Source organism: Bradyrhizobium sp. 87 (genome assembly GCF_023073015.1).
Taxonomy (GTDB): Bacteria; Pseudomonadota; Alphaproteobacteria; order Rhizobiales; family Xanthobacteraceae; genus Bradyrhizobium; species Bradyrhizobium canariense_D.
Window position 1 is genome coordinate 15354 of record NZ_JADPIQ010000110.1, and the last position, 17228, is coordinate 32581.

Below are 17228 nucleotides of genomic sequence, written 5' to 3' on the forward strand. Positions count from 1 at the left end.
GCTAGGCTTCACTGAATGTACTTTCAGGCACATGGCGCAGACGCAAGCGAGGTCGGCAAGGGGACCGGCTCATGTTTTCACGCCGCTATGTCTGTTTTCAGCCGGGTCGTCTTGAAGACGTTAATGTCCGGTCCCCGACATCAGGGCGTAAAATGTTTCCGCGCGCGCTCGCAAAGCGCAATGGTGTTGTTCTCTTGCAGCAAGACGAAGAAGGCGGTTTTCGGCACGTTGATTGCAGCGACGGTGAAGGACGCATTTCAAAAACAGCGATCTCTCGCCGTCACCAGTCAAGAGTTCAGATGAAAGCTATCTATTCCATCAAACAACTCCGTCATTCTTCGAACGTTGGAGGCGCTACGCAGCACAATGGATGGCATCGCTCGACTGGCCATACTGCCGACACGGTGGAAGTCTCGAACTCATCCAGGATATCAAGGCCATGCGGCAGGTAATCGCAGATCGGGAGGCGACAAGCGGCCGTTCCGACGCCAGGGGCATCATGTGGACTGCCGAAATGCAGAAGCGCCCGCACATCAACTTGTTCGCGCGAGAGCGAGGCAAAGCGCCCGGCTAGGATGTTTGATGAGCTCAACGCAAGCAACTCGTAAACGCCTGCTCGACGCAGGCGTGTCCTTTGGAATAAACGCCAATGTCGCAGAATACTTGCGGCCCGGTGAGGGTGAGATAGTACAAGCAGAAGTCGAGCAGCACTTGCAGTCTTGCTTGAGGCTTGGTTATCGACACTAGCCGCGACCACAACACGACTGGGACTGCAAAACGGATAGCCAAGATGTACGTGCGCCAGGTGTTCGTCGAGCGCTTTAAACCTAGCCCTGCGGCTACGGAACTTGCCAAACGCGGGCTGCCTGCAAGAGACCTACGCGCTTGGCTCCATCACCGTGAGATCGGCGCGCTCGCACCACTTTGTTCCGGTCATTGGCATTTTCATTGAGGGTTTTCGATGCGCCTCCCGGACCTTTCCACACCGCAACCGACGCTCGTGATCGGCGAGCCGGGTTGCCCCGATCTCGCGGGCCTCACCGCCGGCGCCCGCCGCGCGCTTCTCTCGGCCGCGTTCGGCTCATTGTGGCCCGGCGGCTCGGGAAGGTTCGGCCCCGACAAGCTCCACCGCATGTGGGTCGGCGTGCTGCCTGGTGTCGGTGATCGGTATCAGCAAAGTTGTGCGTGTGGCCAACTTGATCATGGCGCTCCCGCAATCCAAGAGGAAGCGTATTATGTTGGCAGACGAGCTCGAGGCCACATTAATCCGAAGGGGTTGGCCGTCATGGTTACGGCGCGGCACCAGTGCGTGTGGCGAGGCGTTCGCGAGACGGAAACCACTATGGTGACCAGCATCATGCGCCGTGCTTCCGCGACAGCAAAATACTGCGTAGCGAATTTCTGGCGCTCATCAAGGACTAAACCGTGACCTATGTATCACTCAAGACATAGGGCCGTGAAATCGGCCTATCTGCTGCGTATTGCCAGCGGCGCCCGCCGTCGCACCGTCGCCTGTTGGGCCAAGATGTCGCCCGTCGACAAGCCTGCCGACGTCGACAAACTACTAACCCTCAACATCGGTGGGGCGACCAAGCCAGCAATATGGATGCAATCGTTGAGCCAAGGCAGCGGAGCGGAGCACTCAGGAGGTGACTGCACGCGACTGAGCGCGTCGTCATTCAAACACGAAGTTTCTCGGCGTGCGGTAACGGGGTTGGAAGGTTCTGCGGCTTCACCCTTGCGACGATCGCGGTGGCTTCTCCGATGTCGTCGTCCACTCGAGAGCAGCGGCAGTGGATCAGGAGGACTTCATCGGCGATGCCCGGCTCGACGGCTGCACTTCCGGCGGCATGCATCAAGGAGTTGCCCGTGCCTACCACCCGGAACTTTACACAGGTCGGCGCCCACGTCGAGACGCCAGGAAGCCCAGATAAGGCGGTCCTCGAAAACGCGCCGCTCAGGCGCGGCGACGGACCGCCCGCCATCGTGCGCTGCACCTGCTCGGAATTCACCTCGGTCTGCCCGTCACCGGTCAGCCGAGTTTCATCGTAATCGACTACGCGCCCGACGAGGCACTAGTGGGCTCCAAATCACTGAAGCAGTTCAGGACTTCGTTCCGCAAACACGGCGCTTTGCATGATGAATGCACAGCGCTAGTGGGCCGACGCATTGCCGGGGCGATCAAACCACTGTGGCTGCGCGTCGGCGGCTACCGGCATCCGCGTGGCGGCATCCCGATCGACGTGTTCTGGCAGACCGGCGCGCCACCGGGGGGCGCCTGGTTGCGCGATACAGGCGTGGCGCCTTATCGCTGCCGTCGGCTGAGCAACCAAAAGAGCGACAGCCGCTCGTTAGTAGCGCAAGAGCTGCAGGTTCGTAACTACGATTCATCAAGGGTGATGTCATGTTGAACGCGGCAGAAACTGCTGGTGTAGCTGAGAGCGATTCCTCAGCTGGTAGCTCTCGCCGTTCTCTACTTAGTGATGGCGGATCGCGGGCGGCGGTGGATCTCGAAACGCGGAGCATTCGCGGCGAGGCGAGACGAGATGATTCGCAAGGCTGGAAGATCGCCGTTGCAAATCCGCCGCGGACCGGGAGTCCTACGGGCTGCTCCGGCCGTGCACAAATGGCCCGTTGGCTCGATACTGGCACTGAGGCTGTCGCCGGAAGTGCTGGGGCTGTTTCATTTCTATAGGAGAGATGGCCACCTTCTACGCGCCTGCGAAGTCATCGCCCTTACGGCGGCTTAATCAAACGAATCCAGACATCAGAGGACGTGCCATGGCATTTAAGATTGCGACCTATCTCGATCGGATCGGCCTTGCTCAAGTCCCGACAACGGTTGATGGCCTTCTTGCGCTCCAGCAGGCTCAAATGCGAGCGATCCCCTATGAGAACATTGATGTTCTGCTGGGCGATATCCCCGATCTGACTGAGAATTCGATCTGGGCCAAACTTATCGATGCCCGGCGAGGCGGCTATTGCTTCGAATTGAACAAGTTGTTTGGCTTGGCGCTCGAAGAACTCGATTTCACGGTCCGGCCAATTCTTTGCAGGGTGCGCATGGGGGCTTCGGAAGGTGGCCCACGCACACATCATGCATTGATCGTGACCATAGAGGGTTGCGACTGGCTTGCCGATGCCGGCTTTCCCGGTCCGGCACCGATTGCACCGCTACGAATCGATGCGAAGGAGCAGCAAATAGTTGGCGGGGACGTGTTTCGTCTGCGGGCCGACCCGGCCAGTGGAGAGCTCGTGCTTGAACGCAAGAACGAAGATGAATGGTTCGCTCTTTTCGGCATTGACCGAGCCGTCGCCCTGCCACCCGATTTCGAGGGCGCCAACTTCATCTGCGCACGCTGGGATCGTATGCCCTTTCCATCCGTCCTCATGATGAGTGTGCTGACATCGGAGGGACGTGCAACCTTGCTTAACAAGAAGCTCAGATTGACTCGCAGCCAATTTAGGGAAACACAAACACTGGAAACGAAGATCGAACTGCAGCAGGTCTTGGCCAATGTCTTCGGGCTCCGACTGACTCAGTGCACCGTTGATTCGTTATGGGAAAAGCTTGGGTCACGTGGACTTGTATAGGAAAGAAAGTGATCAAGCATTCCCAGCGCGACGATGGCCTGTGCGGTCTCTTCCAAATCCCAGGGCGGGATCGTCGACTCTGTTATTGGCGATGTCGTAGTGCTTCAGGGGACGATCGAGTTGCTCTGGAATGATCCCATCGATCCGTGGCTTCAAGGGTGCCGAGCGCCTGGCGCCTTTATGTCACAGCTGGCCGGAGGGTGCGGGCTGCGGCGATCCCTCTCGTCGGAGAGGTGGTCGAATATCCTCGGCATGGTCGAGGAAGGCGGTGGCGGCCAAGCTTCGTTTCCATGGCCTGACCCGCAAGCCCCTGGCCGGAATCTAAGAATACCACTAACTAACTGCAAATTCACAATTTTATAATTTACCAAACCGAGAATACCATTAGCTATACCAAGCCGATGTTTCACAATTTTGGTTCGAATCCGCTTCAGGCTGAACGTACGAGATCAGGAGCTATGCTCGTCAATTCCCTGTGAGTCTTGTGGGCTTACAGCAATAAGTGCTGTGACCAGCCGTGGATTCGAAGCGTACGGCACTTCGTCAGGCACCGCCGCCTTCGCTCGGCATCGAGACCGCCAATCACGGCGGGCTCGCAAGAGCGAAAGGCGATGCAATGTCCCCTCAATCAACCAGCGTCTCCACCCGGAAGGATGCTAATCCGAGATCACGTCCCAGCTTGTGGCCGCAATCGAAGCGAATCCCGACAGACCATAATTACCCTGGCGCAAATCATCGGGCGCTCTCTTCATGCCGGTCAATGTGCTGACCAAGAACGGCTATAGCAATATCGTGAGTCTCTGGGTCGCCGCCCAATTAAAGGGGTTCAGCTCGCCCGTGTGGGCCACTTACAAACAATGGTCGGAGCTTTGCGCTCAGGTTCGCGCAGGCGTGAAATCGAGCCCTGTGATCTTCTACAAGGAATTCGACGCCGAGCCCGATCCCGACGTCGCGGATGACGACGGCAAACCGCGTGTCGCCCGCGCATCGCGCGGGTGTTCAACGCGGCGCAGGTCGAGGGTTACGCCATGAACCCAGTGCCGGAGCCTCTCGGTCCGGTCGCCCGCATCGCAGGCGCCGATGCGTTCGTGAGAGCGACGGGCGCGCGCATCGAGCACGGCGCGACCGGGCCTTTTACCGGCTCTCCACCGATAGTATCCAGATGCCTCCGGAGGAAATGTTCTGCGGCATCGAAACGCTGTCCCGCAGCGAAGGCTATTACGCCACGCTTGTCCACGAGCTGACCCGGCGCGAAACACAGGCTCGATCGCACGTTCGGCAAACGCTTCGGCGGTCAGGCCTACGCCGCCGAGGAATTGGTCGCTGAAATTCGGCGCGGCGTTCCTGTGCGCGGAGCTTCAGATCACGCAGGATGTACGTGCCGATCACGCTCGTATCTCGCGCAGTGGCTGAAGCTGATGAAGGTCGGATTCCCGCGCGGTTTTCGCTGCCGCCGCCAAGGCGTCCGTAAGACGCGACGCAAAGATATTCACTTCGCGGCCGCCCCAGCATAGCCAGCTCGCGCACCCCTGAGGGGACGGCTCTGGAGCTGCTACAGTGGTTCTGGCAACGCGGGCTGCAGTGTCGACGCCTTTCGCCGTGAATACGAGGGGCGCGCAGCCTAGAAACCGGCGCCGCTTTTTTGAAACGGCGCCGGTTTCTTTGTCAAAGGTCTAGTGAGCGGCGGCACCTTGCTTGATCGCAGAGGCGAAGTCTTCGACAACACGAACAAATAGATCGGGATCACGCAGTGCGTTCTTGAGCTCCTCAGTCCAATCCGGATTCGACTCGGTCCACTTGATCAGCGCGGTCGCCTTGACGCCGCGATGCTTGATCAGGAAGTTGGAGATCTTTGCCGGCACCGCGCCCGCGACAAACGCGGCCCTAGCCGGTGCGGCGCGCGCCAGAAGAATGAAAGCCCGCGAGAAGCTCGCGAGATCGTCCTCTTCCGCGAGTTTGGTGAGGAGGTCCAGTACAGGACCGGAAGGGGTCGTGTAGGCTGCCGAGCCCTGGGATGCGATCGCCTCGGCAATGCGGTGCAGTGTTTCTGGGGGCATGCTCTTAATTCCTTCGTCAAGGCCGGCGAGCGCTTTTGCTTTTGCCCTGCGATCGGCGGCGAGGTTTCTGATGTCGTTTGCGTCTTGTTCGGTGGGCACCCACACACGGACTTCCTGCCAGCCTTCAGCCAGGCGAACGTCGCGCTGGCGTCTTACTCGCCTGACTACCGTAGGATCGGCCACGAAATGTCTCCGTACTGTCGTTACGCAATATATACCGTAAGGACAGTACGGCAAGAGGTTCCTTTATGGAACCTAAGAACGTTATAAAGGGCCCACCATCAGTCGCTTTATTGAAGTATAGCTCAACAACATTTATTATGGTGTCGGACTTGGCTCTTCTGCGGAAGGTTTCTCTTGAACCGCGATAATCTCACTCACGACGTTCGGGAACGATTGCAGCGGCTTCCGGCGCCCTATGCGGCGCATTACGGCGTGGTTCCGCTGCCCCCGCCTGAGGACGGCGTTGCCGGGGGGGCGGTCCTTGCCCGGCTCAGGGCGGCGGATGCAGCCTTGGTGCGTATCGAGACGCTCGCGGCCGAACTAAAGGACCCATATCTGATCAGCCGCATCTTGCCACGGCGGGAAGCTGTCAGCAGCTCGGCGATCGAAGGCACCAACAGCACGCTTGACGAATTGCTGTCCGGTGAAGAAAGCGAAGATTCCCAGCAGGGCGAGGCGGTAGTTCAGGTGCGTGACTACGCGCTCGCGCTCGATGACTTCCTGCCGCGGGCCAGACAAGAGAAACTGGAAATCTTCACAAGCGGTTTGGTGCAGGATCTGCATCACGCCGTCATGCGCGGCGACGCAGAATACAAGGACAAGCCCGGCGATCTTCGCCAGGTTGTGGTCTGGATCGGCGGCAGGGGCGATATTGCTTACTCGACCTACAATCCGACGCCGCCGTCTGACATTGCCGCGTGTCTTGAGGACACGATGAAGTACATGCGCTGCGAGGGCATGCAGGCGATGTACCAGAGCTTCATTGTGCGAATGGCGGTTGCGCATGCACATTTTGAGGCAGTCCACCCGTTTCGTGATGGCAATGGCCGCGTCGGCCGTCTCCTCCTGCCGTTGATGATGGCGGCGGAAGGCATGATGCCGATTTACCTGTCACCGTACATTGAAGCCCACAAGGCGGCTTATTATGAATCGCTCAAAGCGGCTCAGCAGCGCCTCGATTGGCATGAAGCGGTCGGATTCATGGCGGACGCAATTGTCGGCACCACGGATGAGTTGCTGAAGACGCGCGACGCTTTGTCTGCACTTGGCGATCTATGGCGAAAGCGGCGCAAATTTCGCCAGGGCTCAGCGAGCCTGCGAGCACTCGATGTTCTGCCGCACTATCCGGTGCTGACCGTCAAGCGACTGGCCTCGCTTCTCAGCATTACGGTGCCTGCAGCCTCGCAAGCGGTAGAGCAACTGGTCGAGAATAAAATCTTGAACGAGCGTACCGGCTATGCGCGCAACCGCGTCTTCGCCGCGCCCGACGCGCTGTCGATCATTAACCGACCCTTCGGCGAAGAACCCATTCTTCCCGGTGCGCACACCTGACGGCCGGTATGCCGGGCTGACAATCGGTGAAGCCGCGAATTGCGTCTTCGCCCCGCCGCCGGTCATGCCGTCGGCGGGACTTCCAGACACAGGCGATTTTCCATAGCACGCGATCCCGCAAATGCTCAATGATCACGCCGGACGAAGGGAGATTCGGTAGATGGTCGAGGCGATTCTCCGAAGGACACTCAAAAGAGTGGTTGACCTTGCATCGATGCACAGCATCACGAGTGATGCGCTCATAGCGATGAGCAAGGATGATTATCAGGTTCTCCGTCGCGAGGCGACGCGCGCGCGGCTCAACAGGAAAGCGCGTTTCGTCTGCGCGAAATGCGGACATGCCGTCTATGCTCCGCGCGAAGGCCGGACCGGCCAGCCTTACTGGAAACACCACCCCGGGTGCCCCTCAGCTTTGTCCCTGGTGGACGGGGACGCCGGCCAGCGTCGATATCGTTAGCGCGCAGCAATTTGACGGAGCGCAGGAAAGCCCGCTGCATGCTAAAATCAAACATATCGTCGGTGAGTTGTTGACCAACGATCCGCGCACGACCGCAGGAGGCGTCGTTGTCGATGAGTATCTCATCCTAGAGAATGGACGGCGGCGGCCGGACGTACGCGCGATCTATGATCGCATGCCACTCGTCGTGGAGGTTCAACTTGCAACCACGCAAATCCCCATCATCGTGCAACGCGAAGATTTCTATGAGAGCGCGTCCATTCGCCTGATTTGGCTCACCTGGAATCTTGAGCCACCCACGAGCGGCCGATTACTCAGTTCGTTTGAGGACATTTTCTACTCCCACGACAAGAACCTGTTCTCAATTGACGATGAAACGATAGCCCTCTCCAGACAGCGGCGAGAAGTAATCTTGCGCGCGTTCTGGCTGGATGTAGACGCATGGCGCTCGAAATTGGTCACGATTTCCGACCTCAATTGGATCGAGGGAGGGCGCGCAAACGCGGTCCCGTCGAGGCCGCCTTGGCATCATGACTTTCTGTCGCGCTGGCGCGGCGCGCTCGCCGAAAGAGGTACGAAATGGAAAGAGCGTGAGATCCTGTTTGGCGAACTCGTCGCCAAAGTGGCGATTCCGGGGAGCGACGTCAACGAGCTGCACGCGCTCGATGTGGATGCATTGATCAACTGCTTACTTTCCCTGGTCGACGGTCGGCCAGTCGGATCGCGGCAGCAGAATCTTGTCGAGGTGCTGAACTCCTTCCTCAATGTCGAGCGACGACAGCGCTATGTGCGCCTCATTCGGACCTTCGCCCGACTGACCAACAGGGACGCTCTCTTTGAAATCGAGAGTGTTCGCAACAAGATCGTCAAAGCTCGCACAGTGGTGCAAGACGATCGCCAAAGCGTGTCGGGAAAGATCGCGCTGGCCTTGTTCCCGGAGATATTCTCTTCAGCTTGACGCAATGCCAGCAGCGTATCTCAGCGCTTGACGTATTCTGTAGCGCAATCAAGTGAGTCGAGGATTGCGGACGGGGCCAGATTGCCTGTGGGGGCAGCGGCTTGGTAGGAGACGATGGCGCAACAAGGTGGAAAATATCGTGCATTCCGTAGATAGTGACGACCTCGAAGCGAAGCGCATATGCTACGCCTGCATTGGCGAGCAGTATCTAAGCGATGAAGTTCGCGCAGAGGGCAAACGCGCCAAGTGCAGCTATTGCGACAAGGCGCGTCGTACCTTCAGCCTTGACAAGATGGCCGCACGTGTGGCGACCGCGTTCGAGCAGCACTACTATCGAACGTCAGATCAACCAAACGACTACGAATATATGCTCCAGCGCGACAAGGAGCTGAGCTACGAATGGAATCGACATGGCGATGATGTCGTGTACGCCATTCAAAACGCCGCCGAAATCCCTGAAGACGCGGCCCAGGATGTCCAGTCAATCCTGGAGGAGGAACATAGCGATTTCGACAGCGCGGCCATGGGTGAAGAGACGGAGTTCGCGAGCGACAGTTACTATCAAGAGAAAAAGGTCAGCGATGATGCTTGGCGCGAGGAATGGTATCGGTTCGAGAATTCACTCAAGACCGAGGCGCGTTTCTTCAGTCGCACCGCAGCTACGCATCTGGCGGCCATCTTCGACGGGGTGGATGCTTTGCGGACGCGGCAGGGGCAGCCTCTGGTCGTAGATGCGGGGCCCGGAACGCCCTTCCATACACTCGCTCGTGCCCGGGTCTTCCAGTCCGAGGACAAACTCGAGGTGGCGATGTGTCGGCCCGACCTCCAGCTCGGGTCACCGCCAGCGCTGGTGGCTGCGGCAGGTCGCATGAATGCGCGGGGCATTTCTGTGTTCTACGGCGCCAACGATCCCAAGGCGGCCATCGCCGAGGTGCGGCCTCCGGTTGGAAGCAAGGTTGCCGTGGCGCAATTCGAGATTATCCGAAAACTCCGGCTGCTCGATCTGACGGCGCTCAAGAATGTCCAGATGCGCGGAAGCATCTTTGACGTCGATTTTGCGCGCCGGCTGGAACGAGCGCAATTTCTGAAATCTCTGAGCAACCGTATCACCCAACCGGTCATGCCCGACGATGAGCCTTTCGAGTATCTGGCAACGCAAGCCATCGCCGATTTTCTCGCAACGGAATCCTCGGTGCCCATTGATGGCATTATCTTCCCGTCGGTTCAGGTCGCGGGAGACGTGCTCAACGTCGTCCTATTCCACAAGGCTGCGCGCGTCGAGGCGATGGAAATTCCGAGCGGGACCGAGATCAGAGCCAGGACGGGGCAAAGTACCGCGGAGGGGTGGGAAGTCGATTACTCGGTATTCGAGGAGGTGCCGCCGCGGCCAAAGGTTGATGAAGAAAAGGAAAAATCGCCAGGATGGCCCGACTTCGATGCCATGCCGGCGTTGGCGGGAGAACGGGTCGATTCCGATCTGCGGGAGCCAAGCCTTCGCGTCATGCCGGACAGCGTCAGCGTACACCATGTGGAGGGCGTCGTCTTCAAGACAGACGAGTATCAGGTGCGTCGTTCCCGCTGGGAGAAGGACGATCGATCGCCGTTCTAAATTTACACCCGGTCACGAGAAGGTGTGTGATGGCGGCGGCGACTAATGGCGCTGACGCATGAGGCGCTTTCGCCGGCCACAAGCAGTGGCACGAAAATTCTACGACGACCGCGAACCTATCGATGAGAACAGCGGCCCGAATTGGGACGCGCCAGCGCTTGCCTGCAAGGGAATAGCTTTCATTCTTCCTTTGGCGACCACGGATCAGGCAGGCTGACAATGTCGGCGAACCGCTTTCCGTCCCGAAACATCCACTTGTCGTCGTCCGCCTCAAATCGGTTGATCTCTCGTAGCTCGTCCGGAAGAGGGTGGTCCGCCCAAGGATGAACTGCGAGTACCGGCTGCCATTTCTCCTCTCTCAGCTTCCACAATCCTGTCTCAGGTAACAATAGAACTGCGCTCACATGCGTGTTCCGCGGACCGTTAGGCCCATGCCAAAATCCATTCTTTGCGCGAGTGATATGAGCCGAGCCACCGTTGAACTGCACGATCTCGTCGCCAAAGACGACGTCTCCGTAACGCATCCGAGTAATCAGCTCGGCGCAGTCATCCGCCGGCATTCGACGCCGCGGTGAAACGAAAGCACCGTCACTTGCATTCGCCTTCGTCTCTCTACGCTCGAAATCAACCGGTAAAGCGCCCGGAATGACCGCCGCAAATCACATCGCTGCGCGATTTCGCACCCGCCCATTCGATGTAGTCGTTTCATCAATAATCCGTCGGACCGGAATAAACCTCGCATCAACGACATAACTTCGGTGCTTTAGTATTGGATTTTGGGCACGTTGACGAACGCTCTGAGTGTCGCGAATGATTGCGGTCATGGACGAAACTGAAGCCTAGGAGAACTCTCCCAATGCGCCGCGAATTGCCGCCCCAGTTGTCGACCTCCCATCGTTCTCGCCCCGGCGACATGACGCTCCCGGACGTCGTCAAACTTTACAACCTGTCCATGAACGTGCCCGTCGACCGCTTTTGCGAAGTCGCTGGAATTTGGACAACCAGATTTTATGAGCTAATGAAGGACGGCGTGATCCGCGTTCGAAAGAACGGACGCCATACGACTGCTCCTGTGGAAGATTTGTTCCAGCTTCTGCGCGGCGATCAAGCCGCCGCCTAACCTTCCACTTCGGCGCGCGCGGTTCCGTCCCGCGTCAGCGCCGGCGCCGACCCGGCGGACGTACCCGGGCGGCGCTAGCGGCGGCGCGCTGCGGTCCCTGAACCTTTCCCCAGCGCGCCGCCCTTCATCCAGCAGATCGGGAGTTGACCGATGAAGCGCCGACGCAAGGCAGTTCCTTCAGCGCACATTTACGCGTTCCCGTCGGCCCGCCACCGTCGGATCGTCGCTTTCATAGCCGCCGAAATGCGCAAGCGACCGTCGGCGGACGACGCTGAGAAATTTCGGATCGAGCACCTTGACATCGAGTGGGGCCGGCTCGCTGGGCTGGGCATCACCGATGCCGAAATCGAACAGCATTGCCACGCTTTCGCGAAGGCCGCTTGGCAGATCGTCTTCGCAGATCGTCGGACTTGGGGGGCAGCATGACTGAACGGGCCGTGTCGCGCGCCGTGCGCAACGCCCGGCGCGAAGTGGCGCCGGCTCAGGAAAGGCGATCCCCGGCTTCATGTCCGCATCGCCGAGCCGAAGGCGAAGGTCTTACTTTTGCCCGGCCGCTTCCGGGACGCCGCTTACATCAAGCGCCACGTCGAATTCGTTCTGACGCGACCTGCCGAGCAAGGCGAGCAGCATGTTCGGGAAAATCTAAACGCGATCCGTCGGACACTGGATGAAATAGGCGTTGATCATTTCACCATCGACGCGGAAGTCCGGCGCATCGAAGCAAAGGTCCGCGCCGAACTGTGGCGGCAGGTTCTGACGCCGGGCGGTGACCAATGAGCACCGCTGTCGCACGCCGGCTTACCGGGCCGCGGTGGCGCGCCTAGAGCAGGCCCGGGCGCCGGCCGCTGAACAGTGGCCCGAACCGCCGCCTTCGATCGTGATCACGTCCGCGGCCGACCGGCGGGCCTTCCAAGGTTGCTTTGAACAAGCCGAAGGGTTCGAAGGGCAGCCGCTCTATCGCACGATCGTCGATGCCAACGGGACGGTCCACCCCGACGCGGCCTGGCTCGACCTGCTCAAGCCCGATCGTCTCCGCATCGCACTCGCCGCGGTCCGGGGGGATACCGAACGTTGGGGAGGCAAGCGGGCTAGGCAACGACTGGAAGGGGACCTGACAGCGCGAATTGTTGCAGCGGAACGATACGGAGCCCAGTGCGCCAGAGCTATCGAAGTCTCCGGTGTCGAAGCCGCGAAGGACGCAGCACACATAGAAGCAAAGAAAATTCATTATTTGCTGTATAGAATTCGCCAGCACGCGCCGCTTACCGTCTCAGGAATGTTGATCTTGGCGCGCGGCATGATGCTGTTCGAGGAAGTGCAGAAGAGCAACTATTGCGGCGGCGAACAGGGGCGAGGTCTGCTTCTGGGCCGCGAGTTAGCAAGTGCGGTCCTTCGCGTCGCCGGAATTGCGGCATAACATCGTCGAATGGGGCGGCGGCTTCCGCCGCCGTCCTCCGGGCCATCTTTACGAAAAAGGTCAACCATGGGCGAGCGAAGGCGAAGACGAATGATGATGGCATACCATGAAGCGGCCCACGCAGTGCTGGCTCGCCGTCAAGGCCTAGCATGCGCGGAAATACGTATGTCAGGATCGGTCGGAGCCTTAACCGCTTCGGCGTCTTATGAGAGTGGAGAAGCAGCAGAAGCGAAGATTGCGGGGTACGAGATCGATGGCGCTGTAGCATTAGCAGGACCAGTCGCGAACTTTCGTTTCTCAGGGCGTCCCAGCTCGTTTTCTGACGGCGCCGAAAGCGACTTGCAGATTGCACAAGCGGCGGCCGGTTCTATTGCTCTACTGAAATCTGGCCAGTCGTTGCCCGGCGCTGGGAACGAGGAGCTTGAACTTCCCCGGGACGTCCTTCGGCAGGCGAACGACATACTGGCCGTCATCTTGCAGAATTGTGAAGAGTTGGTCGACGAGCACTGGGCCGAGATTGATCGTGTAGCGAAAGTCCTAATGCACCGCGATCTGATCACGGCCAGTGAACTTGACCAGCTTATAGCCGAAACACCCAGCTGAATTGCATGTACCAAGCTGACCGCTCTGAACGCGTCAAGCTTTGGCGAAGGTCGCTCTAGCGATCCTTCCGGAACGCTGCCGGTTTCATTATCCAAGCGCTCGACGGCCGGGCCCGCGTTTACGACTTCCGATACAACGATATGGCGCTGTCCTGCGTCGGCAGATCGACAATCCAGCGCACACCAGAAAACTCGAAATTAGGTTCCAGGGCGAGCGGATGTTGTTTGCGGAGTGGACCGACGATGGCTTTACCAAACGGTCATATAGGTCGGGTGTTGGGAAGCGCGGCTACGTCGGTACGAACGAGTACCCGCGCTGGCCGGGCGGGTCAAAGCAGCGACATGAAGCGCGACCTACCATACTGGCCGGCGGCGCTGCGGCTGGGTCAAGCCGCGAGCTATTTCGGACTGTCGGTCCACATGTTGAAGGCCGTCTGTCCGATCAAGCCGATCGAGTTCACGCAATCAAGCGGCGGCAATCGGTATCTGCGAGCTCGGGCCAAAACCAAGCCTGACCGAGGTCGCGTTCACTTCGATCTAGGTAATCGTCAGGCGACGTTCTATCCCGAAGTGGCGTCTGATATCGATGTCGTGGTTCGCTTGCTCTACTTGGTGGAGGTCATCAGCGCGAAGCCGACGACCGCCAAGATCGCGACCGGGGCAACCACGACGATCAGTTTCAGGAAGAACGTCCCGGCTATGTCGATCGCCGGGGAGAACTGTTTACCGGCGGTCGGGGAAATCCAGCCGATGACGATGCGGATCGCTAGAGGAGGATCGCGCCGGCGAGAGCCAGGATCAAAATGATTGCCAATAGCAGCCCCCCCTGCAACACTCCGGAGGCGGCCGGGTTTGGCACCGACGGACACTACACTCGTGATTGCCGCGAGGAATTCCCCCGCGGTGGTTCCTAGCGGCGCGCCGCGGTGGCGCTTTTCCGCGTCCCTGATCTGGCGCGCCTCGTGGAATTCTTGGCGGGAGATACCGACGTCGGCCGCTGTCGGCTTGCTAGCGTTCCGGGTGGTAACTCTAGGCAGATTATCTCCAAGACGCGCAACCTCACCCCGCGCTTGCGCTGCGTCGTATTCGTCGGCAAGCCGACGCTTTGCCCGCGCCTCGATATTAAGCGCATCGCCTTGCGCGCGGTAGGCGGCGCAGATCAGTTCGTCGTGGGCCTTCTTCGCCTTCGCAAGCCGCGCTTGAAGCTTCGCTGCAGTATAGGCAAACGACAGCACGGTCGCAGGCGTCGAGTTCATCGACCGAGAATGCCTCAACCTGCGCAGCTGACATGGTCGGCGCCTTCCGTTGCTTGCCGTGGCGGCCGGTTCGTTTTGCAACTGGTAACTGCTTTCCAGTTGATCGACGGGCTTTCGCTACGATTGGGTGACTGACGCCGATTTCCGCCGCGATAGCGCGGTCAAACTTCTCCGGGTTAGCAGCGATCGCTTCCGCCGTGCGCTGCGCGGCAGGGAGGTACGGCGCGCGGCGCAGAACTCCGTTGAGCCGCCCTCACAGGCCATGATCGCCGCCCGCAAAGTGTGATGGAGCGACGGCTCTCAAAGAATGGAGATGGCTGTTGGCTGCACTGCAACGCGTGATGGCGCGCGCGACTAGGATGCAAAAGGACAGGTCCGCGCTCCTATCGCTTGCCAAGGGGGTCTGATATTTTGTCGCGTGCCGATCTTTTTGATCCATATTTTTCGAAGACGCTGCAAATTTGATCGTGCCCCGGTGGGAAGTTTTATTCATGCAAAGTGATTTAAGCTGCGCCGAGCGTCACGCGGCGAGTACCGCTGAGGTCGAAGAGTTCGCAGCCGAGCCCCTCGCGACCGGCAGACCCGTAGCTGCAAACGATAACATTGAGGACGGGCCGTGGCTGCTCGTTCCATTTCCTGACGATTGGTGCGCGACGTGTTGAAACATAGTCCAAGAACCTAGCCCCTTCGCGCGGGTAGCGTCGCGACGGTAGAATGTTCGTAGACGACCGCTGACTAACAAGAAGGCACAATGAAATCCCGAGAGCAGGAACACTATTGATCGCAGCGAGGTTTGTTCTTCATCAGAGGCTAGGCGTTGCGGAGTTCTCTTCCATGGCTACCCAGATTGTAATGGACAGCACAGGCGACAGCAGACATTTTTTTGAGCAAGACGACCCAAGGGGCTCGCCGAGGCCGAGCGGCGCTTCAAGATGTTTACCGGCCGGGGATTTACCGCTGCCACTCGGACCCCGGCCGGCGATCTCAAGCTGATACGGACATTTGATGCAACAGCGGAGGAAACGCTGTTCTATCCGCACTTAGTCGGCGGTTAGAACCGTCGTAGCACCGAAGATGTTTTTGTTCGGACGCAACGTCGCGCAGGGCGCGCGTTTGCGCGCCCTGCGTGCGCTTTATCGGAGCTTCAACGAGCAAAATGGCCCGGAAGCGCGTGCACGCCGTCTTTTGCGGGAATGGTTATCTCCAGAACAGCGCGCGCAATTTGATGTCAATGGCTTTTTTGAAGTCACTGGTTCTCTTACCGGCCGTCGATACCGAATTCATCAGGGCACCATGAGCAATGTTTTGGAGCTGGATGAAAAATTGGAGCCTAAGGTGGGATGGTGCTTCCTCCCCGAACGGGCATTGGCAGTTGGCGATGTGATGCTAGCGCAGAAGATCGCACTCGAAACCGACGAAGCCGCGGTTCTCGCGATCGCCAAGTCGTTTTCTCCGAGACTGCCGTTTGTACCCCGAGCGGTGCGGCGCGCTCCCTAGATCTGATCATGGGCGGGGCCGCCGCTTGTGGCGGCGACCCCTAGCCGCGAAGCCGCCGGACGCGAGACGAGGACGACTTCGCGACTGCATCCAGCATCGGCGCCGCCGGCGGCAGGCGCAAGGACGTCTGTGCGTTAGTGTTACTTGGGCTGCTTGACGGCGCCTGATGGCTTCGCAGATGGGGACCGCGAGGCGATCGCTTCAACCTTTTGTAGCGTTCGTGCGAACTCAGACCGCAGATGTTGGACGTGCGCGACGTCCCTCGGCTCTGACAGAAACGCGATCTTCACGAGGAAGCGGTTCAACAGCGACGCTATTCCAAAATTTTCGGAATGTTGCGAACGCAGTACGGTGAGTTGCCGACGCATCTCGACGAGATCAAGCGGTTCGTGGTCCGGCTGCTTTTCCAAACGAAACCGCCTGCAATCAAACGAAGCGCCGCGTCGAATATGTTGGCGCGACGACTTCGCCTTGGGTGGAGCCGGACGGGCAATGTCCGGCGCTCAGAAGGTAACGCTTCGCAGCGATGCTGCAATCGAGTTGCAGAATTAAGCTTGATGCAGCGAGATCAGGTTAATTCTGGAACAGCCGTGCTGCCGATCTATAGCTCCCGTTCGTCGCCGGGTGGCTGCGGTTCTTCACCTTGATCCAGTGCTTCTGCCGGCCGCCACGGTGAGGCCGATCGCGATGCTTGGATACCAGCCCCTCAAGACCCATGCGATAAGCGGCCCGGAATAGCTCAGGGCTGATCTCGCCGCGATCGGGAATGCAGCGTCTCAATCACGGGAGCCGTATTTCGTAAGCCGAGCTGGCCTTACTCCCAGCCGCGCCGGCCTATTGGTCCTTCTGCCGAATGCTCGCGGTGGAGGCGGGCCATCTCGCGATTGGGCCGCCTGATGAAGTCGCGCTCGACGCAAAAGCCGGCCGTGATTGAAGCGGTCAGTGCAAGGCCGCAGGCGAGGTAGCTATTCATGAAATCCCACAAAATGTTGCTGCCCGCGACTACAAGTGTCAAACGCCATCCGGAACTGCCCCCTTTGCGTCATGTAGAACTGCCCCCACCATCGGGATTATGATCTCGGTGAAGGTTGTTTCCGCCGGTGACGC

The 17228-nt window shown here is 59.3% G+C and carries 14 protein-coding genes and 3 pseudogenes; 13 read left to right on the forward strand and 4 right to left on the reverse strand.

What is annotated here, in order from left to right; genetic code table 11:
- Nucleotides 1-15: 15 nt before the first annotated feature.
- The 4 genes and pseudogenes from IVB50_RS29240 to IVB50_RS29255 form a co-directional block, all read left to right on the forward strand.
- The gene (locus tag IVB50_RS29240) at nucleotides 16-303 is read left to right on the forward strand and encodes a hypothetical protein (RefSeq protein ID WP_247298739.1); all 288 of its coding nucleotides are present in this window, start codon (nucleotides 16-18) and stop codon (nucleotides 301-303) included.
- Between the two features lie 1566 nt (nucleotides 304-1869).
- Nucleotides 1870-2318, forward strand: a pseudogene (gene queF, locus IVB50_RS29245) (preQ(1) synthase); the annotation flags it as partial.
- A 463-nt stretch (nucleotides 2319-2781) separates the two neighbouring features.
- Nucleotides 2782-3594: an arylamine N-acetyltransferase gene (locus IVB50_RS29250; protein ID WP_247298742.1), complete on the forward strand. Its 813-nt coding sequence runs from the start codon at nucleotides 2782-2784 to the stop codon at nucleotides 3592-3594.
- A 732-nt stretch (nucleotides 3595-4326) separates the two neighbouring features.
- A pseudogene (locus tag IVB50_RS29255) lies at nucleotides 4327-4626 on the forward strand (ArdC family protein); the annotation flags it as partial.
- Between the two features lie 641 nt (nucleotides 4627-5267).
- Here the strand turns inward: IVB50_RS29255 and IVB50_RS29260 are convergent.
- Nucleotides 5268-5834, reverse strand: coding sequence for a hypothetical protein (locus IVB50_RS29260; protein ID WP_157642939.1), 567 nt, complete (start codon nucleotides 5832-5834; stop codon nucleotides 5268-5270).
- A 174-nt stretch (nucleotides 5835-6008) separates the two neighbouring features.
- On the opposite strand from IVB50_RS29260, the gene IVB50_RS29265 reads away from it, so the two are divergent.
- The 3 genes from IVB50_RS29265 (at nucleotide 6009) to IVB50_RS42810 (ending at nucleotide 10229) form a co-directional block, all read left to right on the forward strand.
- Nucleotides 6009-7205: a Fic/DOC family N-terminal domain-containing protein gene (locus tag IVB50_RS29265; protein ID WP_247298748.1), complete on the forward strand. Its 1197-nt coding sequence runs from the start codon at nucleotides 6009-6011 to the stop codon at nucleotides 7203-7205.
- A gap of 338 nt (nucleotides 7206-7543) precedes the next feature.
- Complete coding sequence (locus IVB50_RS29270; RefSeq protein WP_247298752.1) at nucleotides 7544-8620, forward strand: DUF6035 family protein; 1077 nt, start codon at nucleotides 7544-7546, stop codon at nucleotides 8618-8620.
- A gap of 127 nt (nucleotides 8621-8747) precedes the next feature.
- Nucleotides 8748-10229, forward strand: a complete 1482-nt coding sequence (locus IVB50_RS42810) for an RES family NAD+ phosphorylase (protein WP_247298755.1) — start codon at nucleotides 8748-8750, stop codon at nucleotides 10227-10229.
- A gap of 179 nt (nucleotides 10230-10408) precedes the next feature.
- On the opposite strand, the gene IVB50_RS29280 is transcribed toward IVB50_RS42810, so the two are convergent.
- On the reverse strand, nucleotides 10409-10789 hold the full coding sequence (locus IVB50_RS29280; protein ID WP_247298758.1) for a hypothetical protein: 381 nt from the start codon (nucleotides 10787-10789) through the stop codon (nucleotides 10409-10411).
- 296 nt (nucleotides 10790-11085) lie between these two features.
- Between IVB50_RS29280 and IVB50_RS29285 the strand changes: the two genes are divergently transcribed.
- Nucleotides 11086-11349: a hypothetical protein gene (locus IVB50_RS29285; RefSeq protein ID WP_247298761.1), complete on the forward strand. Its 264-nt coding sequence runs from the start codon at nucleotides 11086-11088 to the stop codon at nucleotides 11347-11349.
- A gap of 177 nt (nucleotides 11350-11526) precedes the next feature.
- Here IVB50_RS29285 and IVB50_RS29290 read toward each other — a convergent pair whose 3' ends face one another.
- On the reverse strand, nucleotides 11527-11706 hold the full coding sequence (locus IVB50_RS29290) for a hypothetical protein (RefSeq protein ID WP_247298763.1): 180 nt from the start codon (nucleotides 11704-11706) through the stop codon (nucleotides 11527-11529).
- Nucleotides 11707-11892: 186 nt separating this feature from the next.
- Here IVB50_RS29290 and IVB50_RS29295 point away from each other — a divergent pair, with 186 nt between their 5' ends.
- The 3 genes from IVB50_RS29295 to IVB50_RS29305 all read left to right on the forward strand — a co-directional run bounded on the left by IVB50_RS29295 (nucleotide 11893) and on the right by IVB50_RS29305 (nucleotide 13369).
- On the forward strand, nucleotides 11893-12126 hold the full coding sequence (locus IVB50_RS29295; RefSeq protein ID WP_247298766.1) for a DUF6074 family protein: 234 nt from the start codon (nucleotides 11893-11895) through the stop codon (nucleotides 12124-12126).
- A complete protein-coding gene (locus IVB50_RS29300; protein ID WP_247298769.1) occupies nucleotides 12116-12766 on the forward strand; it encodes a hypothetical protein in 651 nt (216 codons plus the stop codon). The genes IVB50_RS29295 and IVB50_RS29300 overlap by 11 nt, the downstream gene beginning before the upstream one ends.
- A gap of 165 nt (nucleotides 12767-12931) precedes the next feature.
- Nucleotides 12932-13369, forward strand: a complete 438-nt coding sequence (locus IVB50_RS29305; RefSeq protein WP_247298770.1) for a hypothetical protein — start codon at nucleotides 12932-12934, stop codon at nucleotides 13367-13369.
- Nucleotides 13370-13973: 604 nt separating this feature from the next.
- On the opposite strand, the gene IVB50_RS29310 is transcribed toward IVB50_RS29305, so the two are convergent.
- Complete coding sequence (locus IVB50_RS29310; protein WP_247298772.1) at nucleotides 13974-14624, reverse strand: hypothetical protein; 651 nt, start codon at nucleotides 14622-14624, stop codon at nucleotides 13974-13976.
- A gap of 834 nt (nucleotides 14625-15458) precedes the next feature.
- On the opposite strand from IVB50_RS29310, the pseudogene IVB50_RS29315 reads away from it, so the two are divergent.
- Nucleotides 15459-15679 (forward strand): annotated as a pseudogene (locus tag IVB50_RS29315) (hypothetical protein).
- 19 nt (nucleotides 15680-15698) lie between these two features.
- Complete coding sequence (locus IVB50_RS29320) at nucleotides 15699-16121, forward strand: hypothetical protein (protein WP_247298775.1); 423 nt, start codon at nucleotides 15699-15701, stop codon at nucleotides 16119-16121.
- Nucleotides 16122-17228: the final 1107 nt, after the last annotated feature.